The sequence below is a fragment of the Bacteroides sp. An322 genome (assembly GCF_002161765.1).
Taxonomy (GTDB): Bacteria; Bacteroidota; Bacteroidia; order Bacteroidales; family Bacteroidaceae; genus Phocaeicola; species Phocaeicola merdavium.
In genome coordinates, this window is the sequence record NZ_NFIN01000023.1 from 19,244 (window position 1) to 45,680 (window position 26,437).

General features: G+C 42.2%; 17 protein-coding genes. 8 read left to right on the forward strand and 9 right to left on the reverse strand.

What is annotated here, in order from left to right:
• Positions 1-2 precede the first annotated feature (2 nt).
• From B5F91_RS11650 to B5F91_RS11665, 4 genes are all read left to right on the forward strand, one after another.
• Positions 3-1,853 (forward strand): DUF262 domain-containing protein, encoded by a 1,851-nt coding sequence (locus B5F91_RS11650; protein ID WP_087429254.1) that lies wholly within the window; start codon positions 3-5, stop codon positions 1,851-1,853.
• A 19-nt stretch (positions 1,854-1,872) separates the two neighbouring features.
• Positions 1,873-4,248 (forward strand): DUF262 domain-containing protein, encoded by a 2,376-nt coding sequence (locus tag B5F91_RS11655; protein WP_158099915.1) that lies wholly within the window; start codon positions 1,873-1,875, stop codon positions 4,246-4,248.
• Entirely contained in the window at positions 4,229-4,837 is a 609-nt protein-coding gene (locus B5F91_RS11660; protein ID WP_239416417.1) for a metallophosphatase domain-containing protein, read from the forward strand. The genes B5F91_RS11655 and B5F91_RS11660 overlap by 20 nt, the downstream gene beginning before the upstream one ends.
• A 373-nt stretch (positions 4,838-5,210) precedes the next feature.
• Entirely contained in the window at positions 5,211-5,498 is a 288-nt protein-coding gene (locus B5F91_RS11665; RefSeq protein WP_087429256.1) for a helix-turn-helix domain-containing protein, read from the forward strand.
• 72 nt (positions 5,499-5,570) lie between these two features.
• On the opposite strand, the gene B5F91_RS15420 is transcribed toward B5F91_RS11665, so the two are convergent.
• From B5F91_RS15420 to B5F91_RS11680, 3 genes are all read right to left on the reverse strand, one after another.
• Complete coding sequence (locus tag B5F91_RS15420; RefSeq protein ID WP_239416418.1) at positions 5,571-5,738, reverse strand: hypothetical protein; 168 nt, start codon at positions 5,736-5,738, stop codon at positions 5,571-5,573.
• A gap of 171 nt (positions 5,739-5,909) precedes the next feature.
• On the reverse strand, positions 5,910-9,467 hold the full coding sequence (gene nifJ / locus B5F91_RS11675) for a pyruvate:ferredoxin (flavodoxin) oxidoreductase (RefSeq protein ID WP_087429257.1): 3,558 nt from the start codon (positions 9,465-9,467) through the stop codon (positions 5,910-5,912).
• Positions 9,468-9,510: 43 nt separating this feature from the next.
• The gene (locus B5F91_RS11680; RefSeq protein WP_087429258.1) at positions 9,511-10,689 is read right to left on the reverse strand and encodes an AAA family ATPase; all 1,179 of its coding nucleotides are present in this window, start codon (positions 10,687-10,689) and stop codon (positions 9,511-9,513) included.
• Positions 10,690-10,915: 226 nt separating this feature from the next.
• Here B5F91_RS11680 and B5F91_RS11685 point away from each other — a divergent pair, with 226 nt between their 5' ends.
• Positions 10,916-12,082: a hypothetical protein gene (locus B5F91_RS11685; protein WP_087429259.1), complete on the forward strand. Its 1,167-nt coding sequence runs from the start codon at positions 10,916-10,918 to the stop codon at positions 12,080-12,082.
• A gap of 192 nt (positions 12,083-12,274) precedes the next feature.
• Here the strand turns inward: B5F91_RS11685 and B5F91_RS11690 are convergent, their stop codons facing one another.
• The 6 genes from B5F91_RS11690 to B5F91_RS11715 all read right to left on the reverse strand — a co-directional run bounded on the left by B5F91_RS11690 (position 12,275) and on the right by B5F91_RS11715 (position 19,811).
• Positions 12,275-14,410, reverse strand: a complete 2,136-nt coding sequence (locus B5F91_RS11690) for a peptidylprolyl isomerase (RefSeq protein WP_087429260.1) — start codon at positions 14,408-14,410, stop codon at positions 12,275-12,277.
• Positions 14,411-14,518: 108 nt separating this feature from the next.
• Positions 14,519-15,778 carry a hemolysin family protein gene (locus tag B5F91_RS11695; protein ID WP_204244688.1) on the reverse strand — a complete coding sequence of 420 codons (1,260 nt, stop codon included), beginning with the start codon at positions 15,776-15,778 and terminating at the stop codon, positions 14,519-14,521.
• A gap of 19 nt (positions 15,779-15,797) precedes the next feature.
• Entirely contained in the window at positions 15,798-16,418 is a 621-nt protein-coding gene (gene lptC, locus B5F91_RS11700; RefSeq protein WP_087429262.1) for an LPS export ABC transporter periplasmic protein LptC, read from the reverse strand.
• A 10-nt stretch (positions 16,419-16,428) separates the two neighbouring features.
• Positions 16,429-17,790: a hypothetical protein gene (locus B5F91_RS11705; RefSeq protein WP_087429263.1), complete on the reverse strand. Its 1,362-nt coding sequence runs from the start codon at positions 17,788-17,790 to the stop codon at positions 16,429-16,431.
• A gap of 34 nt (positions 17,791-17,824) precedes the next feature.
• On the reverse strand, positions 17,825-19,096 hold the full coding sequence (locus B5F91_RS11710) for a hypothetical protein (protein WP_087429264.1): 1,272 nt from the start codon (positions 19,094-19,096) through the stop codon (positions 17,825-17,827).
• On the reverse strand, positions 19,083-19,811 hold the full coding sequence (locus tag B5F91_RS11715; protein WP_087429265.1) for a type III pantothenate kinase: 729 nt from the start codon (positions 19,809-19,811) through the stop codon (positions 19,083-19,085). The genes B5F91_RS11710 and B5F91_RS11715 overlap by 14 nt, the downstream gene beginning before the upstream one ends.
• A 134-nt stretch (positions 19,812-19,945) precedes the next feature.
• Here B5F91_RS11715 and B5F91_RS11720 point away from each other — a divergent pair, with 134 nt between their 5' ends.
• From B5F91_RS11720 to secA, 3 genes are all read left to right on the forward strand, one after another.
• Complete coding sequence (locus B5F91_RS11720) at positions 19,946-21,124, forward strand: DUF4105 domain-containing protein (RefSeq protein ID WP_087429281.1); 1,179 nt, start codon at positions 19,946-19,948, stop codon at positions 21,122-21,124.
• Complete coding sequence (locus tag B5F91_RS11725; protein WP_087429266.1) at positions 21,121-22,704, forward strand: alkaline phosphatase family protein; 1,584 nt, start codon at positions 21,121-21,123, stop codon at positions 22,702-22,704. Before B5F91_RS11720 ends, B5F91_RS11725 begins: the two co-directional genes overlap by 4 nt.
• 100 nt (positions 22,705-22,804) lie before the next feature.
• Positions 22,805-26,101, forward strand: a complete 3,297-nt coding sequence (gene secA / locus B5F91_RS11730) for a preprotein translocase subunit SecA (protein WP_087429267.1) — start codon at positions 22,805-22,807, stop codon at positions 26,099-26,101.
• The last annotated feature ends 336 nt before the right edge of the window (positions 26,102-26,437 follow it).

The following is a 26,437-nucleotide window of genomic DNA, read 5'->3' on the forward strand; positions in this document are numbered from 1 at the left end:
TCATGGAAAGTAAGATTGAATTAAAAAAAACAAATGAACTTCTTGGAATGAATTTCTACATTCCAAGTTATCAACGCGGTTATCGCTGGACGGAACAGCAAGTGAAAGACTTGTTAAACGACATTGATGAGTTCAAGCAAGAAGGCGATAACTGGTACTGCTTGCAACCATTGGTGGTAAAAAAAACGATTTTGGATATAGACCAATTCAAACAAGAGATAGAAAGCAAGACTGAATTACAGGAAATAATAGTTGCTTTGAATAGACAAATCAGGTATGAAGTGATTGACGGCCAGCAACGGTTAACGACAATATTTATCATTCTTTCATATTTTGGAGCAACAAACATATTTGACATTGAGTACGAAACGAGGAAAGACAGTAAAGAGTTTTTGAGAAATATAACAACTCAAAACGAGAGTCTTACTCAGGTTTATATTGACTTTTCCTATATGGGTAAAGCATACGAAACTGTGAAGACTTTTTTAGAACAAAAAGATCAAAAACAAAGAGACAATTTCAAGAACAAATTAAAAAATAATGTCAAATTCATCTGGTACGAAATCGATGAGCCTGACCCGATAAAGGTGTTTACCCGTTTGAACATAGGTAAAATACCCCTCACAAATGCAGAACTTATTAAAGCGTTATTTCTGAACCGTTCCAATTTCAGCAAAGATGAAAGCGTAAGATTGTGCCAACAGGAAATTGCTTCTGAATGGGACAATATGGAATACACCCTGCAAAACGAAGAGTTTTGGTTGTTTCTTAATAACCCCGGTTACCAAAAGCCAACCCGTATTGATTTTATTTTCGATTTGGTATGTGAACAAAATGAACTCCATATAAATAAAGATAATATCGGAACAGATCAATACCACACGTTCCGGTATTTCTACGAGTATTTTAAAACGGGAAACGCCGATGTGGAATTCTGTTGGAAAGCCGTAAAAAAATACTTTCAAATTTTCCAGGAGTGGTATAACAATTTGGAAATATACCATTATATCGGGTATTTGGTAATATGCCAAAACGATCGCCTTGTTGATTTCATAAACAAATGGAATGAAAGTAAAACTTCGTTCCTTGAATATTTGAAAGGGCAAATAAAGACAGTTATAAACAGTTGTCCAGATTTAAACTTTCAGTTTAAGGAAGACGGAAGCGGTAAAGTTAAATGTAAACCTATTCTGTTGTTTCACAATATACAAACAGTGATAAACCAAAACTTAACACAAAGAAGTAACGAAAAATACCAATTAGGAGTTTTTTATAAATTTCCCTTTCATCTTTACAAACTCGAAAGTTGGGATGTGGAACATATAAATTCTAACACGGACAATGTGGAGGATGATGAGGAAACACAAAAAGAGTGGCTGCTGAATATTTACATGGGTGTAAATGAAACGTTGCAGGATAAAATAAAACAATACTTTAGCCTCGATGAAATAGAGGATAAAAAGGAGTTGTTCAACGAGATAAAGGAGGAGGTAAAATCTGAAGTTTCCATACCGGAAAAATGGACACAGGAAGAAAAGAACAAAATAGAGAATTACACATTACTTGATTCTTCGACGAACCGAAGTTATGGCAATGCCATTTTCTCTGGTAAACGAAGGGTTATTATAGGGAAAGACAAAGGCAAGCTAATTCCCGTTCCAAAACTTTCAAAAGACGGCAAGCTGGTATTGTCGGAAGAAAAAGATGCTGTTTCATCATTCGTTCCGCCAGTTACAAAGCATGTTTTCTTGAAATATTATTCCGCAACAGCAGGAAACAATAATTATTGGACAAAAAATGATGCCGAAGCATATAAAAAAGACATCAAGTCTTGTTTGGAAAAGTTGGACTAAAAATAAGGAGATAAGCATAATGGAATACAAGGAAACAAAGGCTAATAAAGCCATTTCTTTTTGGCATTTTATACAAGAACACACAGTTGAAATACCTATCATACAGCGCGATTATGCCCAAGGACGACTCGGCAAAGAATATTTGCGTAAAACATTTCTTGAAAGCCTCAAGCAGGCATTGGATGAGGGAAGGGAAGCCTTAAAGCTCGATTTTGTCTATGGCTCAAAGGAAAACGGAAAACTTCAACCTTTAGACGGTCAGCAACGATTGACCACATTGTGGCTTTTGCACTGGTACGTTGCCTTAAGAGCAGGAAAGTTGGATGAGGTGGTGAAAGGCCAAGAAAGGATCTGTGATGTTTTGAGAAATTTCACTTACGAGACAAGGATTTCATCCCGTGAGTTTTGTGGATGCCTTTGCAATGCGGATAACTTTAAAACATTTGATGGGAAAGACATTGTTGGCTTTATTACTTCACAAACCTGGTTTTACTCGGTATGGAAACAAGACCCAACCATACAGTCCATGTTAAGAATGTTAGGAGGAACGAAAATCAACAATAAGGCTGGAGAAGACATAACAGACGGAATGGAGGAATTGTTTGATGGCACAGACAAATTTGACGAATACTGGGATTCGTTATCTTCAGATTGTTCCCCGATAATATTCTATTATTTACCTTTGAACGATTTCGGCCTTTCAGACGATCTTTATGTCAAGATGAACGCTCGTGGAAAGCAATTGACAAGTTTTGAAAACTTCAAGGCGGATTTATTAGGATATATTGCGAGTCAAGCAGAAGAAGATAAAAAATGGGAGAAATTCTTAGATCCAGAAAACGGCATCGCAATCAAATTGGATACTACATGGACAGATTTGTTTTGGCAAGAAAGCAGGGATAATAAGATAGATGAAATTTATTTCGCGTTTCTGAACAGGTTCTTTCTAAACTGGATAATGCTAAGAAATTCTTCCGAAAAAAATATCGAAACGGATAAAACGTACAAATATTTATATGGAGATGATAGCAATGATTCAAAACTGATATATGGCTCTTTTGACATTTATAAATTTGAGGAGCTATATGATGTATTGAACCATTTAACAGAAACTTTAAACCATTTTGCCGCATCTTGTTGTGAAAACAGTAAAATATCGGGAAATAAGTTCGATAAAATCAAAGCGGCCTCCCTCCCGTCATGGAAAGAGAACGATGATTTTTATTTTATCCCCCAATATAAAGAATACACCATTACGACTTTGAAACGGGATCAGCGGGTTGTATTCCACGCAGTATGCAAATATTTTGAAATTGGCACGTATGATGAGAGTAGTTTTAAACGCTGGATGCGTGTAGTTTGGAATATTGTTGAAAATTCAAATGCAACCCTGATTGGATGTTTGAAGCTCATTGATGAAATAGGCGAACATTGTCATGATGTTTATGCTTTCTTAGCGGACAATAATACCATTGTAAAGTCAGATGCGGCAAAAGAGCAATTAGCTGAAGAAACCGAGAAAGCAAAACAGATCCTCAAAAAAGATTATAGTGGCAATATTGAAGAATTTAATGGAAAAACATGGGAAGATGTTATCAGTGAGGCTGAAAAATATGCGTTCTTCAAAGGTGCTATACGCTTTCTGTTCCTTAACAATAGTGGGGAATGGGATTGGTCTGATTTTGATACAAAATGGAAGAATCTAAAAAAGAGCGTAACATCAACGAAAGAAGATAGGAATGTTATATATCACATGATTTCGTTTTTTAATGACGAGGATATAAAAACGATTTTTACCGGTTACGATTTGTCGAATGACGATAATAACTTACGGGGGATATTCGTAAAATACGCTTCAAAAATGCATAATTTCCTCATGAATGAAAATAGTAGTCAAGAATTAAGTCTGCTACAAACGGACTTAAGGGCTTTATGCGAAAAATATCCTACATTCTGGATTCATAAGCAATGGATGTGTGGTATGGATGTTTTATCAAACTATGCATACAGAAGCGGAGATTACAGTTCCCGATCGTTTTTTATTGGTACATCTTTTATAAGAGAGAGGCTGGCTTTCCTAAAAGAGATTGATGGAGTTACTATAAATGGCCAACAGAGTAACTGGCTGGATAATGAATCTATGCCACCCAAAGGGCTTCATATATCTTTCGAATATAAAAAAGGCAACACATCATATTCATTCAAGTGGCAAAGTTTGAATTGGATTGATATGTATGATGGAGATAAACGTCTTTGCAAAGATGAAAATCTAAAGTCTTACAAACTAACGATTAATGGCAGTGATATAAAAGATGAAGTCGATTTAATTGAGAAAATGAATCAATGTATAGACCGTTATATGAATGCAAAAAGAAATGCCGACCAACCCAATTAACATCCTTCACCTCTCCGACACCCACAGTCAGCATCGGCGGCTCACACAGCTGCCTGATGCTGACATCCTTATACATTCGGGAGATTTCACCATGAATGGGAGCGAGCAGGAAGCCATTGATTTCATGAATTGGTATTGCGACCTTCCTTATTTGCATAAGATTTTTATCTGTGGCAATCACGATGCCTGTCTGTATGGAGCCAAGATAGGCGGGTTGGATAAGAATGTGCATTATCTATGCAATTCTGGCGTGGTAATTGATGGAGTTAAATTCTATGGTGTCCCCATGTTCATGGAAGATTGCATTTCTGACCGTCAGGCCCGTAACTATGCAGCCATACCTGCCGACACAGATGTATTGATTACCCATTGTCCGCCCTATGGCGTTCTTGATTTTGACGATGGGATAAACTATGGTTCGACAGAGCTTTTGACGAGAGTAAAAGAAATAAAGCCCCGTTTACATCTGTTTGGGCATATTCATAAACGACACGGAGTGAAGGAAGACGGTTTAACCATTTTCTCAAATGGGGCTATTATGAATGGAGATTATACAAACTTTAATCTTCCGAACCTGATTGAAATATAAAGGCATAAGTCGGATATAGATTTCAAATAGATAGTAATGTTGCTGTGCTATAGTAAGTTCAGACTTATATGATGTAGGATATTGGGATAATATGAATATCCGCAAAATGCCAACCTGTAGGGGCGGGGTCTGCCCGCTCGAATACATCAACTGATATATCTGTGGGCACATTCGGGCAGGCAGACCCTGCCCCTACAGATAATTTGGTAAAATGCGGACATTCAAATTTGGGTAAAAATCCATATCTCTTAGATTACGAAAAACGCCAATCGTTGCCAAATGTTTCCACGAAACTGCCAACCCATTGTTTGATGCCCGATACCACTTTACTTTGTAGACGAAACCGAGTATTAACATTAAAACAGTATCGACTATGGAAGTTTTGATTATTCAGAAAGAAGTGTTAGAGGAAATGGCGGCGAAGTTCAACCGTTTCACGGAGCGGGTGGGTGCCCTTCTTGCAAAGCTGGACGGCAAGTCATTAAACGGGTGGATGGACAACCAAGAGGTATGCCGACAGCTCAACATCAGTCCGCGAACCTTGCAGACGCTGCGTGACAACGGGATGATAGCCTACTACCAGTTGGGCGGAAAGATTCTTTACAAGGAATCGGACATCGAGCGGATGCTTGTCGCCAATTATCGGGAGGCATTCAAATAGCATCATAAAAGGAATACGATCAGAGGGCATCAGGTCGTATTCCTTACATGGTCTGGTCGTATATCCTTTGTATCAACAGCTATGGCCGTTATGGGAGTATGCCGCTGGCGAAAAGAACAAATATAGAGGTTCTTTCCGACTGGCGGCATACAGTTTTCCCATGAATTGGTTTTCCAGCCCTTCCTTGCTTAGGCTTTTTGCCGTACTCATGTCGAAATGCAGCACAGGATAGATTTCCATTCTGTCTTCAACTTTTCGATGGCAAGCCTTTCAGAATTCTTTCTGCCCTTCGAAATAACATTGCAGGGTATCTTACAAAGATAGGTGATTTTTTTCAGTTGTACAATAAAACAACCGCTGATTCCTTCACAGGAACCAGCGGCCTCACACTAATGTCAAATCAAATCCCGATTATTCGGCTTTTTCATTGCTCCAATCCATAGCAGCCATACGCTTGTATGAATCGTAACGTTTCTTAGCCATCTTTTCGCAAGCTGCGAACAAGTCGGCTGCTTCTGTCGGATATTGTTTCATTACAGAAGCGAAACGTACTTCACCCTTCAGGTAGTCTTGGAAGTTAGCCCAGTTCGGTTCTTTCGAGTCGAGTGAGAACGGATTCTTGCCTTCGTCTTCCAAAGCCGGGTTGAAGCGCCACAGATGCCAGTAACCGCATTCAACGGCTTTAGCTTCTTCTGCCTGACTCTTGCCCATACCTGCTTTCAAACCGTGGTTGATACACGGAGCGTATGCGATAACCAATGACGGACCAGGATATGCTTCAGCTTCGCGGATAGCCTTCAAAGTCTGAGCTTGGTCAGCACCCATTGCAATCTGAGCTACATATACATAACCGTAAGTAGTGGCAATCAGACCAAGGTCTTTCTTGCGTACACGTTTACCAGAAGCGGCAAATTTAGCGATAGCACCCAGCGGAGTAGCCTTAGAAGACTGACCGCCTGTGTTCGAGTAAACTTCGGTATCCAATACGAGGATATTCACGTCTTCGCCTGAAGCGATTACATGGTCGAGACCTCCGTAACCGATATCGTAAGAAGCACCGTCACCACCGATAATCCACTGAGAACGTTTGATGAGGTAATCTTTGAATTCGTAGATAGTAGCGCAACTCGGGCATTTGTCCTTAGCAGCTTCTACCAACGGGATAATCTTAGCGGCTGCAGCTTTGCTTTTGTCGGCATCGTTGCGTCCGTCAATCCATTCTTGGAATGCTTCTTTATATTCAGCCGGAGTTTCTTCCGAAGCGATAGCAGCTTTCATAGCGTCTTCGATGCGGTTGCGCAGTTTCTTGTTAGCCAATTCCATACCCAAACCGAATTCGCAGAAGTCTTCGAACAAGGAGTTAGCCCATGCCGGACCCTGACCCTTTTCGTTAGTTGTGTACGGAGTAGAAGGTACAGAACCTGAGTAGATTGAAGAACATCCGGTAGCGTTAGATACCATTTCGCGGTCGCCAAACAACTGAGAAATCAGTTTTACATACGGAGTTTCGCCACAACCTGAGCAAGCACCAGAGAACTCGAAGAGCGGAGTAGCGAACTGAGAGTTCTTCACGTTCGACTTGATGTCTACCAAGTCTTGTTTGCTCTTCACGTTTTCCGTGCAGTAAGTCCAGTTGTCTGCTTCTGCCAATTGGCTTTCCAGGTGTTTCATGGTCAGTGCCTTGCCACCCTTCTTCGGGTTGCCCGGACAAACATCGGCACAGTTACCACAGCCCAAGCAGTCGAGTACGTCAACCTGCATACGGAAGGTCATGCCGTCGAATTGCTTGCCTACAGCCTTCAGGGTAGTGAAGTTTGCACCCTTCTGTTCTTCTGCATCGAGAACGAACGGACGGATAGCAGCGTGAGGACAAACGTATGCACACTTGTTACACTGGATACAGTTTTCAGCATTCCATTCCGGAACGAAAGCAGCCACACCACGTTTTTCGTATTTGGCTGTTCCCTGATACCAAGTACCGTCTTCGATGCCCTTGAATGCAGATACCGGCAACAAGTCGCCGTCTTGTGCATTAATCGGACGAACAACTTCGTTGATGAATGCCGGGTCGTTGTTAGCGGCAGCCGGTTCAACTTCTAAGTTAGCCCATGCCGGGTCGATAGTCAATTGTTTGTATTCACCGCCACGGTCAACAGCTGCATAGTTCTTGTTGACAACGTCTTCACCCTTCTTACCGTAAGACTTCACGATGAATTTCTTCATTTGTTCTACAGCCAAGTCTACAGGGATAACGCCTGTGATACGGAAGAATGCAGACTGAAGGATGGTATTGGTACGGTTGCCCAATCCGATTTCCTGTGCAATCTGGGTTGCGTTGATATAGTAAACGGTGATGTTGTTTTCAGCAAAGTATTTCTTTACTTTGTTCGGCAAGTTCTTAGCCAGTTCTTCGCCTTCCCAAATGGTGTTCAGCAAGAAGGTTCCGTTCTTGCGCAGACCGCGGGTCACGTCATACATGTGCAGGTAAGCCTGAACGTGGCAAGCTACGAAGTTCGGGGTAGTTACCAGGTAAGTAGAGTGAATCGGGTGGTCGCCGAAACGCAGGTGAGAGCAGGTGAAACCTCCCGACTTCTTCGAGTCGTAAGAGAAGTAAGCCTGGCAATACTTGTCGGTATTGTCACCGATAATCTTTACAGAGTTCTTGTTGGCACCTACCGTACCGTCTGCACCCAAACCGTAGAATTTAGCTTCGAATACGCCTTCTGCACCGAGAGCGATTTCTTCTTTCTGAGGCAGAGAAGTAAAGGTAACGTCATCCACAATACCGATAGTGAAGTGGTCTTTCGGCATCGGGAGTTCCAGATTTTCGTATACCGACAAGATTTGAGCCGGAGTAGTGTCTTTTGAACCCAGACCGTAGCGTCCGCCTACGATAAGCGGGGCATTTTCCTGTCCGTAGAATACGTCCTTGATGTCCAGATACAACGGTTCGCCGTTTGAGCCCGGTTCTTTGGTACGGTCGAGCACAGCGATACGTTTCACCGTCTTAGGCATCTTTGCCAGGAAGTGTTTAGCCGAGAACGGACGATACAAGTGAACGGCAATCATACCTACCTTCTTGCCTTGAGCGGTCAGGTAGTCGATAGCTTCACGTGTAGCTTCTGTTACCGAACCCATGGCGATGATGATGTTTTCTGCATCTTCAGCACCATAGTAATCGAACAGGCCGTAGTTACGTCCCGTAATCTTGTTGATTTCGTTCATGTATTCTTCTACGATAGCCGGAACAGCTTCATAGTAAGGATTGCATGATTCTCTGTGTTGGAAGAAGTGGTCGGGGTTCTCAGCCATACCGCGTGCCACCGGTTTGTTCGGAGTCAGCGCACGGTTGCGGAATTCGGCCAAAGCTTCACGGTCGATAAGCGGAGCAAGGTCTTCGTTGTCCAGCTTTTCAATCTTCTGGATTTCGTGAGAAGTACGGAAACCGTCGAAGAAGTTAACGAACGGAACACGTGCTTTGATAGTAGCCAAGTGAGCTACACCTGCCAAGTCCATTACTTCCTGTACAGAACCTTCGCACAACATAGCGAAACCGGTCTGACGGGTAGACATCACATCTTGGTGGTCGCCGAAGATACACAGAGCGTGAGAAGCCAATGTACGTGCCGATACATGGAATACGCAAGGCAACAATTCACCTGCGATTTTGTACATGTTCGGGATCATCAGCAACAGACCCTGAGATGCAGTATAAGTAGTAGTCAATGCACCAGCCTGAAGTGAGCCGTGTACTGCACCTGCAGCACCGCCTTCAGATTGCATTTCTTGAACCAAAACTGTTTCGCCGAAGATGTTTTTACGACCTGCGGCAGCCCATTCGTCTACGTGTTCAGCCATAGTAGACGACGGAGTGATAGGGTAGATAGCAGCTACTTCTGTAAACATATACGAGATATGAGCAGCAGCTTCGTTACCATCACACGTGATGAATTTTTTTTGTTTAGTCATACAATTACTCATTATATTAGGTAATAAAATATCGTTTCCTTATTTAATACAAAAATCCGAACAGCCACAATGGAATTTGGTTTCCATGTCCTAATTCAGTCCGGTGTAAGGCGTAATAAACTTCCGGATTGCTTTTTATTTTATATCCTTCGTTGCAAATACGGAAGTTCAAATGCCCATCGACTAAAAAGGATGTGCCTTTTTCTCCTTTGTTCACTTTATGGTCTTTCCATAAAGAATTGACGAAAAATGTTTCCAATACATCTTGTTCTTCCACTTTTACCGGATAGATGCTATACATCAGGTTGGTGTTGTGCATCATGATTTTCGCTGGCTTTTTAGGGAATACTTCTCCTTTGGGATATACCATATTTATCAAGCGTGCATCGGCAAGATATTTGATGTAATTCATAACCGTAGCACGTGAAGTCTGTATATCAGAAGCCAATTGGCTGATGTTGGGTGCAACAGGTCCGTCAACTGCCAACAAATATAATAATTTTTTTATTTTCGAGAGATATTTCAGCTCAATTTGTTTAATCAAAAGAATATCTACTTCAATCATCATGTTCATGGTCTTCAGCAAGTTTTCCGAAAAATTGCGTTTTTCGAGGAAGAAAGGATAAAAGCCATGATGGATGTAGTCTTGAAGGTAATTGAGCGGATTAATGTGCGGGAGGATGGTCTTCGCAATATGTTCGTGGTTCGTTAAGATTTCATCCAAGGTGTAAGGAGAAAAGTGATTTCCTGTCTGGAGATTCAGGAACTCACGGAAAGAGAAACCGCGTAAGTTATACGATTGTACAATGCCGTTCAGTTCTGGATTTTCATCTTTCAGACGCATAACCGACGAACCGGTGAAAACAATTTTCAAATTGGGATAACGTTCATAGCACGTGCGGAGGTCATGGCTCCAGTTCGGCAATTTGAAGACTTGGTCAATTAGCAGCACTTTTCCGCCTCGTTTGACGAATTCACCGGCGAAATCAACCAAACTATATTGAGAGAAATAGAAATTATTCATGTTCACAAACAAACATGAACGGTCATAACCGAATTTTTCTTTTGCATATTGCAGAAGAAAAGTGGTTTTTCCTACACCGCGTGTGCCTTTGATTCCGATAAGGCGGTTGCTCCAGTCTATTTCATCCATCAAGTCACGGCGCACAGGTGCATCTGTGTGTTCGACCAAGTAATTATGTGTTCTGTAAAATGCTTCCATGAATTTCGATTTCTTCGGTGCAAATATACTAATAGTTCATTAATTTGCAAACTGGAGTTATCAAAATATTATTTTTTCTTGTAACTTTGTGTGGAGATTGTCAAATGCAGAGACGCAAAAACGCAAAGTTTTTATTTTAAGAAGACAGAGAATGCGAATAGGGAATGCGAAAAAGACTTTGCGGCCTCTTTTTTAAAAGTTCTTTGTGTTTTAATCACGATAATGTATGAAGAGAACAATTTACTATTTCAATCCGGAGAACGATATGGCATTAGCCAATTTTACTCCTTATTACAAAGCTCCAGCTGAGATTGTGCGCATGGCAAACGATTTGGCTGCATTGCCTGCTTGGTATGCGCCGAAAGGAAGTACAATTAAAGTAGAACAGGATACGGATATTCCGTGTTGGACCGACTTGTGTCGGGGGGAGATTCCTTTCCCGGATGTGGAATGGACTGTACATTGGATGCCTGGCGTTTATGTTCCGTGGGGGTGGAATCCGGCATTTATTCATACATTGGTTCAAGCAGGAATAAAAGCGTCTTCTTTCCCCTCTGCGGAAGCGATGGCTGAGTTAAGACGTTTATCGGGAAGGATGAGCGGCATTGAGGTCTTGAGAAGTTTTGCAGGTATGAAAAGAATATGTGGTGAAGCATGTATTTGCCGTAGTTTGGAAGAGGTCAAGACGCAACTGGAACTATGGGGAAGATGTGTTTTGAAAGCTCCGTGGTCGGGGAGTGGGAGAGGATTGGTTTTCGTAAACCGGACAACGTGGACGGATTCAGTTGTAGGATGGACGTCACGTGTTTTTCGTGTTCAAGGAGGCGTAATGGCAGAGCCTATATATAATAAGGTGTGTGATTTTGCTATGGAGTTTCATGCAGAAGAGGGCGGAAATGTCAGTTTTGTAGGTTATTCTCTTTTTGAAACAGATGTTTTTGGTAATTATAAATCGAATCTTCTTCTTTCTGATGTGCGGATAGAGCAACGGATTTGCAGCTATGTCCCGCTTGAAATCTTGCATGAAATCCGCCGGCATTTACTTGAGTTTTTACCCCAATGGCTAGGGGGACATTACATTGGATATTTAGGTGTGGATATGATGGTTTGTCGGGAGTCGGATTATTGCATTCAGCCGTGTGTGGAAGTAAATTTGCGGATGAATATGGGAGTGCTTTCCCGTATTTTTTTCGACCGTTATGTGCATCCTGTTTCGGAAGGCCGTTTTTGTGTCGAACATTATTCTGTATCTGATGAGGCTTTATTGTTTCATCGGAAAATGCGGGAAGCGAATCCGGTCATGTTAAAAGACGGAAAATTAACAAACGGTTATTTATCGCTTACGCCTGTGCGGGAAAATACCCGTTATCAAGTGTATGTGCTGATTGAATAATGATGTTGTAATTGCATCTAGATGAAATTGCAGTTTTAGCCTAATGAAATTGCATTTTTATCTGGATGAGATTCTGATTTAAGCCGTATGCATTAATTGATGCAAGCTGAAAGGAAAAAAGAGGCTGTATCAAAATAAAAATTCACTTTCATTTTGATGCAGCCTCTTTTTCTAATTTTCTATTATGAATCTTTAGAAATATAAGTAGCGTTGGTCGGTAACCTTTGCTTTTTCACGCAATTCGTAAATGCATTGGTCTGCATAGCGCGGAGCCATGGAAGAAAGGCTTGTTTCTTCTTTCTTTGCATCAAATTCTTCGGTACCGTTGTCTTTTGCGTATGCCTGAATCATGTAAACACCTGCATTGCCTTTGATAGGAGCTGATATTTTGTTTACTTCAGCCTTAGAAGCGTATGCGCTGATAGCCGGTTCGCTGGCATGAGTAACCGAAATATAAGCCGGAGCACCGAATGTTACGTGTTTTACGCTATCGCTGACTGCATCATTCATGCCCTTTACTTGGTCTAAGCTGTTAAATCCTTGCATTTGGCTCATCAGTTGTTCAGCTTTCTTATCACGGATGATTTCTGCTTTCAAAACATTGGCTACTTTGTTGATGTTGACATAACCTTTTTTGTTGATTGCTTCCAGCCCTACTACCATCATGTGGTCATTTTCTCCACATTCGTAGAGAGGGGAAACTTCACCTTCTTTAGCATCGAAAATCCATCTTAATGCGTCTTGTGTAGAACGTATACCGCCTACATAATGTTCATCGCTACGGAAATCGCTGCGCGGAATTACGGTATAGCCTGCTTCTTCTGCATTTTTCTTCATGTCTTCCAGTGTTGTATTTTGAGCAACGAATTGGCTGAACTTGTTATATGCATCGCTATAAGTTTCTTTGCTGAATTCAATCGGCAATTTGATAATAGCTACCTGATATTTAGGTTTCATTGCTTTTTTGTTCATCACTTGAAGAATCAAGTTCACTTGTCCCAATTGCAGGTTCTTCAGTTCGTTAACAGGCTGGTTGATGAGAGTTTTGATGTAAGTGGTGTTTTCTGCATCAAGTGCTGCACCTTCCCAGCTTCTAGCGTCTACCCATGCAGCTTCTCCGGTTTGTCCGTATGCTTTAGCTATTTCTGCAAAATCTGCACCTCCTTTGATAGCATCGAAAATACTGTCTGCAAGAGCGATTCTCTTATCTTCGGTATCTGCCATTACTTGAATTTGGCGGAACTGGATAGAATCGGGAGCTGTTGCTTTGGCAAGAATTTTGAATGCATTGTATGAATCATCGCTTTGGTTGTAGTAAGGTCCATATACTTCATTGATAGAAGTAGAATCCAAACGGGCTACAACATCTTGTGGCAATGATGTCTTGTTGATAGCAAAATCGGCATAATTGACAGCCGAGCCGGTTGAACGGATGAATGCAGCATAATCACTGGTGGTCTTATCCAATTGGTTGCTGTATTCCGTTGCTTCTTGCAAAACGGCAGCACGGTCTGCATCAGACGGAACCACATGTACATCAATGAATTGGATGTCACGTGTTTCTACGGGTTGTTTATAAGATTCTTTCCGTTCGTTGTATAAATCTTTGATTTCGCTATCCGATACGGTAATGGTCGAATCGCTGATGCTGGCATAAGGAACTCCAGCCAAGAGCAAGTCTGATTGTGCCGTACGGCCTTTGAATGCATCTTCTGCAGCGACAGGATTTGAAATCAATGATTTAGCTATTAGGTTTTGGTATTTGGAAGCCAAGGTTGATTCTTTCAGTGTCTTTTCTACAAATTTCCAGAAATTACCCATTTTTTGGTAATATTCTACATATTGCGCAGGCATCTGTGAAGAACTCAGGTTTGCATATTCCACCAAGAACTTTTTCAGCATATCCTTATCGAACGCACCGGTTTGCGGATTGCGGAACGGAGTCTGCATCAGCAACGGGTTTGTACCTTCGTCGATAATGGCTTGAAGTTCTTTATCTGTTACTTTCAAACCTAATTTTTCGGCTTCATTTGCTATCAGCTGGTTGGTGACATAGGTGTTCCATACCTGATCTTTAATTCTATTCAGGTCGTCTTCACCCAATGAATTCAGACCGTTTGTCAGTTTGATGACTTCGCTGAATTCATCTACCATTTGCTGATACTCTTGTGCGGAGAGCTTTTCTCCGTTTACTTCTCCCACGTCTTGTCTACCTTGGTGCGGTTGGAGTACTTTCCAAGCGTCACCTGCTATAAAAGCAAAAAGGGCAAGACCGATAACAATGACCAAAAGTGGTCCTTTGCTTCTGATTGATTGTAAAGTTGCCATTCTTTAATGTTATTATTTTGTTTATTGTTTTTCTTTTAGCGCACGAAGATACAAAAAATGTGCTTAGCCGTGTTGTTTTTCAGCAAAAAAATGATGTTTTCCTTGTGTTTATGTCATAACTTTCAGTTTTACCAGCTCAATTTTGGTCGCTGTGACCTTGATAATCTTAAAATGGAACCGGTCGATAACTATTGTTTCACATGCTTTGGGGATGCTTTGGTATTCATGAAGAATGAGTCCGCCTATGGTTTGGTATTCATCGTTTTCGGGCAATTCAAGACCGAATTCCTCATTGGCTTTTTCTATTTTGAACCTTCCGGAGAAGATGTATTCATGGTCTCCTATGGCTTTCCCTATGGTAGAATTGGTGTCGTGTTCGTCTTCGATGTCTCCTAAGATTTCTTCTACCAGGTCTTCCATGGCTACGATGCCCGATGTTCCTCCGAATTCATCTACCACTACAGCTAACGACCGTTTTTGTTGCATAAGTAGTTGCATGAGTTTATGAGTACTCATTGATTCGGGTACAATGGGAATGCGGCGTATGTTTTTATGCCAGTCGGTCAGTGGCTTGAACATCTCAGAAGAATGGATGTATCCTATAATGTTGTCAATATTTTCTTTATATACGATGATTTTGCTGATTCCGTTTGCTATAAATTCTTCTTTCAGCTTTTCCAAGGAAGTATTCTGTTCTACGGCGATGATTTCAGTTCGCGGAATCATACAATCGCGTACTTTAATATTAGAAAAGTCCAATGCGTTACGGAATAACTCAATTTCGGTATTGGCATTTTCCTGGTTGTTTGAATTTTTCAAGCTGTTTTGGATAAACATGTCCAAATCGACTTTAGAGAAAGCTTTGTCTGTATCTTTTGGGGTTACTTTATGTCCGGATATGCGCAATATTCCTGCTGAGAGTGATGATACGAGCCAACTGATGGGGTAGAGCAGTATATAGAAAATGAATGCCGGAATTGCAAATAACCGCAAAGTATGGCTTGGGAATATTTTAAAAATGGTTTTGGGAATAAATTCGGACGTAATGATGATGAAAAAGGATGCTGCTATGATTTTAATGGCAATCAGCAGGAAATCATTTGTCATGCTTGGAAAAGGGAAGTATTGTTCGATCAGTAATGCGGTTCCGATACAGAACATGACCAATGAAATGCTGTTTCCGACAAGCATAGTCGAAATAAAGTGATTAGGATTCCGGTAGTATGTTGATAATATCCTAGCAGACAGGCTATTGTCTCTTTTCATTTCAAAGTGTAGCTTGCTGGATGAAAGAAATGCAGTTTCCATGCCGGAAAAGAATATGGAAAGCATCATGCATAGCACTAAATATAGGATAAGTTCTGTCATCATACTTTGGGACTTATAATCAGTTGGAAGGTTGTTGGTTGACCGTATCTGCTGGTGCCGTATCTTCAACTGTAAAAATTCCTGTGTTGTTGAATATTTGGTATTCAGTCATTTGCTGGTTTGATTCAAATCCGTATCCGGTCAGGATTTTGTCTGGCTGTTCAATCCGGATATATTGGTCGGAATAGATTTTTTCTTTGCCTTGGTCCCAAAACATTAACTGGGTATCGAATTTGTCTCCCCGTTGGCTACGGATATGGACATTCCCTCGTAATTCCCATAACTTTTTAGGTTCGTAATAAAATGCTGTATCAGCTTTGATGCTTGCATCGATACGGAATAATGTATCAAATTTTTCTAGATAAATGCCTTTCTTAAATGCCCAATAAGGAGTGTCTACTTCGCTAAAAATCAACCATTCAGCTGTAATGACTTTATAACGGATCATGCCTGAGTCGGATATGTAGGTGGTTACTCCTGTCGTGCGCATATCGGGCAATGAATCATTTTCGGTGATTGCATCTGCCAAATTTTCTTTCTTTTTGCACGAAGGAAATAGAATAAACATAACCGCTATCCATACGGAAACTGTTATGCTTAAAGAAAGTATATATCGTTTGTTTTTTTGTCTGTGTGACATAAGGTGTTGTTTATCTGATTATTGTCTTTTCGTCAATCCATCCGTTGATAGTAACTGTATCGCCTTCTTTCAATCCTAAGAAGAATAAGTCTTTGTCTTTCGGGGTATGGGCTGTATAAGTATGAATCAACTTGTCGGCTTCTTCTGTTACACTGGGGTCTACGGATTTGGCTTTTTGTAATTTGTCGATTACAGCAAAGTAAGTACACTGGTTCAATGCCTGTTCATCGTTCCAGTTAGGATTTGATGCATACATTTGTGCAATCAGGATGTAAGGCTTTCCGTTATTGCCATTGGCTTGAATGGATTCTAAAGCATATTGTTTAGCGCGTGCCAATTGTTTTTGGCTGAATAATACAATCGCAGCATTATAGTAATAATCCGCTTTTTTGCCATTATCTTGTGCCCGTTCAATTGCTTCATTAAAGTATTGCATACTCTTGTCCATGTCACCTTTTTTATAACACATATAACCACATCCAGCAGCGGTTTCCGAGGTAGGCTCTATGGCATGAGCGGCTTCAGAAGCAGCGAAATAGACATCTTCATTGGTGCATTTCAGCATTTGCATTACAGAAATGACTTGTTTCAGGTATTCTAGATTGGTTTTGTTTTGTTCAACTTTCGGACCATAGATAGCCTGAAGGTTTTCGCAAGTAGCTGTTCCGCTATTAATGAAATAAGCGTCTATGATGTCTTTAGCTGTTTTCAGCAGTTTTTTGTCTCTTTCGTTGGTTGCGGCTTTGAAAGCGGCATCTGCATATTCAGATACAGTCAGGTAATCTTGAATGAATTGTTCTTTATGATTTTCATCCGCTTTCAGTTTGCGTAATGAAATATCCATCATGTCTTGTAACATGAAATAGTTGGAGTTTGCTTTTTCCAGACCGATGGCTTCTTTCCCCATTTCGTATGCTTTGTTTACATCGAAGTCTCTTCCGGTAAATATAATATAGTCATGGGTTTTCATACCTAAAATAGCACCTTTGCTTCTAGGAGTTTTTACCAATGTATTCAGTTTATCCAAATAGTTAATACATTGGTCATGTACAGCCATAAGTTCGTCTACATAAACTTTTTGCTGTGCCTCGTCTTTTGATTCAGCAATCAAAGCACGCAATATTTTCGCTCCGTTAGTATAAATGCCGGTTTGTGCCCATGGTGCTTCAGTAAACACTGCTTTCCATGGGGTATAAGCATCTTTCAAATTATTCGTTTTTACATATTTGGTATAAATGCTGATGTTTTGCAGGCAACGGATGCTGTCTTCTCCATGTCCAAAACGAGATCCGTCTTCCACTCCTTTTTGAGCAAATACAGATATTGGACATAATGAAATCGCAACCAGCATAGTAAACCAATTCATCTTCATGGCATTTATATTTAGGTATTCTTGAATAACCGGATTAATTGACTTTCCATTTCATGAACCAATGTTCGTTGAAGGTCAGTCCTAGTTTGATGACGAATCGGTTCTCCGATAGCATATTGGTTACAGAAGGACGTACACGAACATATTGTCCGGTCAAATTCAGGATTGTTCTCCGCTGAAACAAATAAAGCGGGAATCCGAATCCGGCATTGATGCTATATTCAGACGGACCCTCATATTGAGGCAAATTCAAATAAGGCGTAGTGTAATTGACTCCCACACGGTAACAGATGCGTTGCAGATAATTTCTTCCGATGGGATTCGGAATGTATTCGGCACCTACGGCAATCTTATGACGGTCTTCATACATATTGGTCTTATTTTGGTATTTCACCGAAGACCATTTTTGCAACGTGTAGTCTGCTCCTACAGTCAGGTTATTCTTGTGCAAATACGCTAAACCAATGCCGAATGTATGAGGAATGCCATACGAGTCGTTGATAACTTTTTCGTTTACTGACGAATAGCTTGGATTAGTTGGATTGTCTGTAACCTGAATACCTTCTGTATCGGTAGAGTTTAAGGTATGTCCTAAGCCATAGACCAGACCTAAGGTCAGATTATCCGTTTTGCCAATCGGTTGTGTATATTGCAAACCGAAGTCGGCAACGTAGCTTTTTACATTCAGTTTGTTATATACGTATGTCTGGTCGCTTTCGACATTAAATCCGATGCTTGTCTGATAGTTGAGCGAGCCGTACATATATCCGGCACTTACTCCTATCGATAAGTTGTCTAATACTTTAAAACCCAATCCGGCAGTAATCTGTTGCAGTCCGCCATCGCCATAAAAGTTGTTGGTAGCTGTATAATCATTGTTCCCTTCTACGGAATTTGTAGTCGAGAAGTTGTATCCTACAGTTGAATACGGAGTGAATCCAACGGCGATACCTAAACGTTTGTGTAACCGGAACTGTATTGCTATGTAGTCAAAACTGGAGTTCTTGGCATTGGCAGAGATACCGTTTTCCTTAAAATTAGAACTTTTCAGGCTCATGCCCAAATCAAACATGAACGAGAGGGAGTCGACTGACGAAAATGCGGCAGGATTAGTCATGTTGATATATCCGTTGTTACGGATACCGTAACCTATGCCTCCCATAGCGGCATTGTTGGCAAAACCTCGGTCGGACAAATCGCCCAATCCGTATCGTGTATAAGGAGAATTAGTGCTAGATTGGGCAGCTACGGATAAGTAGCCGCTTATGAGCATTAAGATGCTAATGAATGCTTTATTTCTTAACATTATAATTCAAAATTCTGTTTAAACCTTTCAATACTAAAAATCTGTCTGCAAAGATGATACTTTTTAAGTTTGTATCAAAAGAAAATTTATCTCCTCCGGTTAAAAAAACCAAAAGGTCGGGATATTTTTTTTGCATCAGGTGGATATAACCTGTTATTTCGAACTCGATGCCTTTGATGACACCTGCCCGGATAGCCGTTTCGGTACTGTATCCGAATTCGGGCAAGTCGCCTCCTTTTTCAATCAAAGGAAGCTTATCGCAACATGCGTTCAGGGTTTTGAACCGGATGTAAATGCCCGGAGAGATGTTTCCTCCCCAATAGCGTCCTTGCGCATCGATAAATTCGTAGGTCAATGCCGTACCGGCATCTATGACCAACAAATTCTTGCCCGGAGATAAATAGTTGGCGCCTACTACTGCCGCTAATCGGTCCATGCCCAATGTTTCAGGGGTCTTGTACATGTTTTGGATAGGGACCGGAGTCTTGTAGGTAAGCTCCAGGATAGGGATTTCTATCTTCTTTAATTGTCTTTTAATCGTATTGCTGAGCGTGATGACCGATGCAATGATAATCCGTTCAATCGGATATTTGTTGCATAGCATGGGCAAGCAATCGAGCGAGTGGTTTGACCCGCGGATGATTTCTACGATGTCTTCGTTGTCGAACACCGCTAGCTTGGCTACGGTATTGCCTATGTCAATAACTAAATTCACTTTTTCTCGTTTTTTGGGATGCAAAGTAAACTAAAAAAAGAATAGGTCGGGCAATAAAAACGGGAAATTCTTTCGAACTTTTCAATTATTCCATGTATTTTTGCGCCCGAATAGGCATAAAATAGGCATGAATGATGAAATACAAACTCAAATACTTGCTCTTGGCGTTGCTCCTATGTGGCTTTGCCAATGCATATAGCTCCAAGCCCGATAGCATACGCTTGAGTCTGCTGACCTGCGCCCCCGGAAGTGAAATCTATGCGCACTTCGGCCATACGGCTATCCGCTATGAGAATTATACCCGGAAGATTGACTTGGTTTTCAATTACGGGATGTTCAACTTCCGCGCGCCGCATTTCGTATGGCGTTTCGTGAAAGGGGAGACCGATTACCAGTTGGGCATTACACCTTATATATATTTTAGGGCGGAATATGCCATGCGTGGCTCTTCGGTATACCAGCAAGTGCTGAACCTGACTCAGGCGGAAAAGGAGAGGCTTGTAGCTTTGCTCGAAGAGAATTACCGTCCGGAGAACCGGATTTACCGGTATAATTACTTTTATGATAATTGTACGACCCGTGCGCGCGACAAGATAGAAGAGGCTATCCGCGGAAAGGTGGTTTATCCCGACTCGATACCGAATAAAACGTTCCGTAGCATTGTACATGAGTTTACTTCCGAAGCCAAATGGGACGAGTTGGGCATTGATATGTGCTTGGGCGCGGAAGCGGATAAGCCGATTGGAAAGCGTTTGCAGATGTTCGCCCCGTTCTATATGCTGCATTATGCGGATGATGCTTATATTCTTGAAGCGAATGGAGAAAAACGTCCGCTCGTATTGGAGAAAACCACGATTGTAGATGTAGACCCTGAACCTTTCGAGCCTGGTTTCCCTTTGTCGCCCATGGCGTGCGGCATTCTCTTCTTGGTGATATGCGTCGTAATGGGATGGGTGCAATGGAAGAAACGCCGCATTTGGTGGGGATGGGACTTGTTCTTGCTCCTTTTGCAAGGGCTTGCCGGATGCTTGATTGCTTTCCTCTTTTTCTTCTCCACGCATCCTACGGTAGGGTCGAATTGGTTGCTTGGGCTCTTCAATCCGATACCCTTGTTTTATCTTCCTTTCCTCATTTGGCACGAGAAAAAAGGCTTGCCGGAGCCTTATCATGTTATAAATGTGATGTATTTAACATTATTTATGGTGATAGTTCCGATTTGTGGGCAAGAATTTAACTTAACAGTATTACCTTTGGCGCTCGGTTTGTTTGTGAATTCGGCAAGCCGTATATTTATTAGGAAAAAGAAGGCATGAAAGAACGTATTTTGACATCTTTAATAGCGGCAATAGTTTTGACCGGTTTGCAGGCGCAGACCGCGTCACCCGTACCCCGTTTGGTGGTGGGCTTGACTATCGACCAGCTCCGTTCCGATTACATCGAGGCTTTCTCTGCCCTGTATGGCGAGAAGGGATTCAAGCGGCTGATGAAAGAAGGGCGGGTGTATTGCAATGCGGAATACGATTTTATCAATATGGACCGCTCTTCGGCGGTGGCATCTATTTATACCGGAACTACACCTTATTATAATGGTATCGTAGGAAACCGCTGGATGGACCGCAGCACGTTGCGGATGGTGAAGAGCGTAGACGACCCTGCTTATATGGGCATCTATACCTCGGAAAGCACTTCGCCCCAGCATCTGTTAGTTTCTACCTTATCGGATGAACTGATGGTGGCGACGCATGGGGCGGCAGAAGTCTATTCGATAGCTCCTACACGCGAAATGGCTGTATTTTCGGCTGGGCATGCGGCTAAGTGTGCGCTTTGGCTGAACGATGAGACGGGTAAATGGTGCGGGTCTACTTATTATGGCACTTTCCCCGAATGGGTGACTACGTATAATGACCGTGAAGGGCTGGATTTCCGTATCGGAAGCCTGACGTGGGGACCGTATCTCCCTGTAACTTCGTATCGGTATGTGACTTCGGATGTCAAACAATTGACATTCAAGCATGATTTCTCGGATGAACGTGCGACAAAATACCGGAAGTTTAAGACCAGCCCCTACGTAAATGATGAAGTGAATCGGCTGGTTCGTGCCTGCCTGCTTCATTCTCAGGTGGGGAAAGACAATATCCCTGATTTGCTGACCCTCTCTTATTATGCAGGAAACTACGACCATAAGCCGAACACGGAATATGCTATGGAAATTCAGGATGTGTACGTGCGTCTGGACCATGCGATAGGGGAGTTATTGGAATTGATAGACCAGAAAGTGGGTTTGAGCAACACGTTGTTCTTTATCACCTCGACGGGGTATGCCGACTCTGACCCTAAAGACCCGGAACAATACCGCATACCCAGCGGAGAGTTCCACATCGAACGGTGTGCGGCATTGCTGAACATGTATCTGATGGCAATCTATGGTCCGGGACAATATGTAGAAACGTATTATGACCGCCAGATTTATCTGAACCATAAGCTGATAGAAGACCGCAAACTGAACTTGACGGAGATATTGAATGTGTCTTCCGACTTCATTGTGCAGATGAGCGGTGTGCGGACGGCTTATTCATCGCAACGCTTGTTATTAGGCGCATGGACTCCCCGCATCGATAAAATCCGTAATACATTCAATCCGAATTGCTCGGGCGACATTTATGTAGAAGTCATGCCGGGCTGGTCGGTGGTGGATGAAGCGTCCCATTCGACTCATGTGGTACGTGATACGTATGCTTCGGTGCCGCTTGTTTTCATAGGTAATAATATAAAGCCGGAAATTTTATATGCACCGGTAAAGATGGCTACAATCGCTCCTACCGTAGCTCATTTCATGCGTATTAGGGCACCTAATGCCGCCATGTCAGCCCCTCTTACGGGCATTCGCAAGTAAATTTGTATCGGAAGGTGTTTCAGATACTTTGCGAATTTCTTATCTTTGCAACCGAATTAATCAATTAATCATTAGTAGAAATAATAAAAACAACAACATAATGGGATTTAATGAATTTATAAGTAAGGTTTTCGGGAACAAGGCAACCCGCGACATGAAGGAAATACAGCCATGGGTGAATAAGGTAAAAGAAGTCTATCCGGAAATCCAAAAGTTGACGAATGATGAGTTGCGTGCCAAAACGGAAGAATTGAAGAAATATATTAAGGACTCTGCTTTGGAAGAAACTCAGAAAATCGCAGACTTGAAAGCAACTATCGAAGAAACTGATATCGAAAAGCGTGAGCCGATTTTCAATCAGATAGATAAGCTGGAGAAAGAAGTCCTCGAAAAATATGAGAAGGCATTGAATGATGTATTGCCTACGGCTTTCTCAATTGTAAAAGATACGGCACGCCGTTTTGCCGAAAGTGAAGAAATAGAGGTTACAGCTACGGATATGGACCGTAACCTTGCTGCACAAGGAAGAGACTTCGTACGTGTAGAAGGTGATAAGGCGATTTGGAAGAACCATTGGGTAGCCGGTGGTAATGAAATTACTTGGAACATGGTACATTACGATGTACAGTTGTTCGGTGGTGTAGTATTGCATCAAGGTAAGATTGCCGAAATGGCGACCGGTGAAGGTAAAACCTTAGTAGCAACACTTCCGGTATTCCTTAACGCTTTGACCGGAAACGGTGTACATGTCGTAACGGTCAACGATTATTTGGCTAAGCGTGACTCGGAATGGATGGGACCGCTCTATATGTTCCACGGTTTGAGTGTAGATTGCATTGATAAGCATCAGCCCAACTCGGAAGCCCGTCGCCGTGCGTATATGGCAGACATTACGTTCGGTACTAACAATGAATTTGGTTTCGATTACCTGCGTGATAACATGGCGGTCAGTCCGAAGGATTTGGTACAACGCCAGCATAATTATGCCATTGTCGATGAGGTCGACTCGGTCTTGATTGACGATGCGCGTACTCCGTTGATTATCTCCGGTCCGGTACCCAAGGGCGATGAACAATTGTTTGAAGTGCTCCGCCCGTTGGTAGAAAGACTGGTAGAAGCACAACGCAAATTGGCTACTCAATTCCTGGCGGATGCCAAGCGTCTGATTGCTTCGGATAAGAAAGAAGACCAGGAGGCAGGTTTCTTGGCATTGTACCGTAGCCACAAGGCATTGCCGAAGAATAAGCCGTTGATTAAGTTCTTGAGCGAGCCGGGTATTAAGGCTGGTATGCTGAAGACCGAGGAAATCTACATGGAGCAGAACAACAAGCGTATGCCCGAAGCGGTAGAGCCTCTGTATTTCGTAATTGATGAGAAATTGAAGAGTGTAGATTTGACCGATAAAGGTATCGACCTGATTACCGGTAAATCACAAGACCCGACTTTGTTTGTATTGCCTGATATCGCCGCACAGCTTTCCGCATTGGAAAACGAAGAAGGGCTGAGCGATGAAGACCGGCTTGCCAAGAAAGACGAGTTCATGACCAACTATGCTATTAAAGCAGAACGTGTACACACCATCAACCAGTTGCTGAAGGCTTATACGATGTTCGAAAAGGATACCGACTATGTCGTTATGGACGGTCAGGTGAAGATTGTCGATGAGCAGACCGGACGTATCATGGAAGGACGCCGTTGGAGTGACGGATTGCATCAGGCGGTAGAAGCCAAGGAAGGCGTGAAGATTGAAGCCGCTACGCAGACATTTGCTACAATCACTTTGCAGAACTATTTCCGTATGTATCATAAGCTCTCCGGTATGACCGGTACGGCGGAAACCGAAGCGGGCGAGTTCTGGGACATCTATAAACTGGATGTAGTGGTTATCCCGACCAATCGTCCGATTGCCCGTATTGATATGAACGACCGTGTCTATAAGACCAAACGTGAAAAGTACAAGGCGGTTATCGAGGAAATCGAGAAGATGGTCAATGCAGGCCGTCCGGTATTGGTGGGTACGACATCGGTAGAAATCTCCGAAATGCTGAGCAAGATGCTTACCTTGCGTAAGATTCCTCACAATGTATTGAATGCGAAATTGCACCAGAAGGAAGCTGAAATCGTTGCGAAAGCCGGTCAGAGCAGTACGGTGACCATTGCTACCAACATGGCGGGTCGTGGTACCGATATCAAGTTGAGTCCGGAAGTGAAGGCAGCAGGCGGTTTGGCGATTATCGGTACAGAACGTCATGAGTCGCGTCGTGTAGACCGTCAGTTGCGTGGTCGTGCAGGACGTCAGGGTGACCCGGGCTCTTCTGTGTTCTTCGTTTCGTTGGAAGACGATTTGATGCGTCTGTTTGCATCCGACCGTTTGGCTCACTGGATGGATAAGATGGGCTTCAAGGAAGGCGAAATGATTGAGCATAGCATGATTTCGAAATCTATTGAGCGTGCTCAGAAGAAGGTAGAAGAAAACAACTTCGGTATCCGTAAGCGTCTGTTGGAATACGATGACGTGATGAATAAGCAACGTACAGTTGTCTATACGAAACGTCGTCATGCCCTGATGGGAGAACGCATCGGTATGGATATTGCTGACATGATTTGGGATCGTTGCTATAATGCGGTTGACCAACCGACATACGATGATGCGAAGATGGAAATTTTGCAGACCTTGGCTATGGATACTCCATTCACTTCAGACGATTTCCGTAATAAGCGTAAGGATGAACTTGCTGAGCAGACTTTCCAAAGCGCAATGGATTTGTTCCGTCGTAAGACAGACCGTATGGCACAAATTGCTACTCCTGTTATAAAGCAGGTTTATGAGAATCAAGGACAAGTTTACCAGAATATTTTGATTCCGATTACAGATGGAAAACGGATGTACAACATTTCGGTAAACTTGAAAGAAGCATACGAGACCGAAGGCAAAGCTATCGTCAAGGCTTTTGAAAAAGCAATCTTGTTACATGTGATTGATGATGCATGGAAGGAGAATCTTCGTGAATTGGATGAATTGAAGCATTCTGTTCAAAATGCAAGTTATGAACATAAGGATCCTTTGTTGATCTTTAAGTTGGAATCGGTGAACTTGTTTGACTCGATGGTTAACAAAATCAATAATAATACCATTTCTGTTTTGATGCGTGGACAGATTCCGGTACAGGAACCGCAGCAAGTGCGTCAGGCAGCTCCAGAACCTCAACAACCCCGCCAACAGTATCGTGAGGAAAAGCAAGATTTGAATGACCCGAATCAGCAAGCGGCAGCTGAAAAAGATACACGTGAGGCTAAAAAGGAACCTTATCGTGCAGAGAAGACTGTAGGGCGTAATGATCCATGTCCTTGCGGTAGCGGGCTGAAGTATAAGAACTGCCATGGACGTAATGCATGATGAGTCCCTTTTATTGGGGTTAAACAGAGACCGTTCATAGCTTTTAGATTTAAAATAAACATTTGCCACCTTGAAAGTCCTTTCCTTTCAAGGTGGTATTTTTTTGTTTTGTAACCATAGTATAACATAGCCATACATCAGCTTTTCCTGATTCTATATGTGTGGTATGTTGTATATGCCGTCACAATACAGGTATCCGGTCTTGCCAAACAACAGGAGCGGATTTTGCATATCCGGGCATCTGACTACTAAAACAGCATAATTTTTAAGGACATGTCTACTTATATAGTGCCACCTGTAAAGAAGTATCTATAAAATTAGAGCGTTTAAATTTTG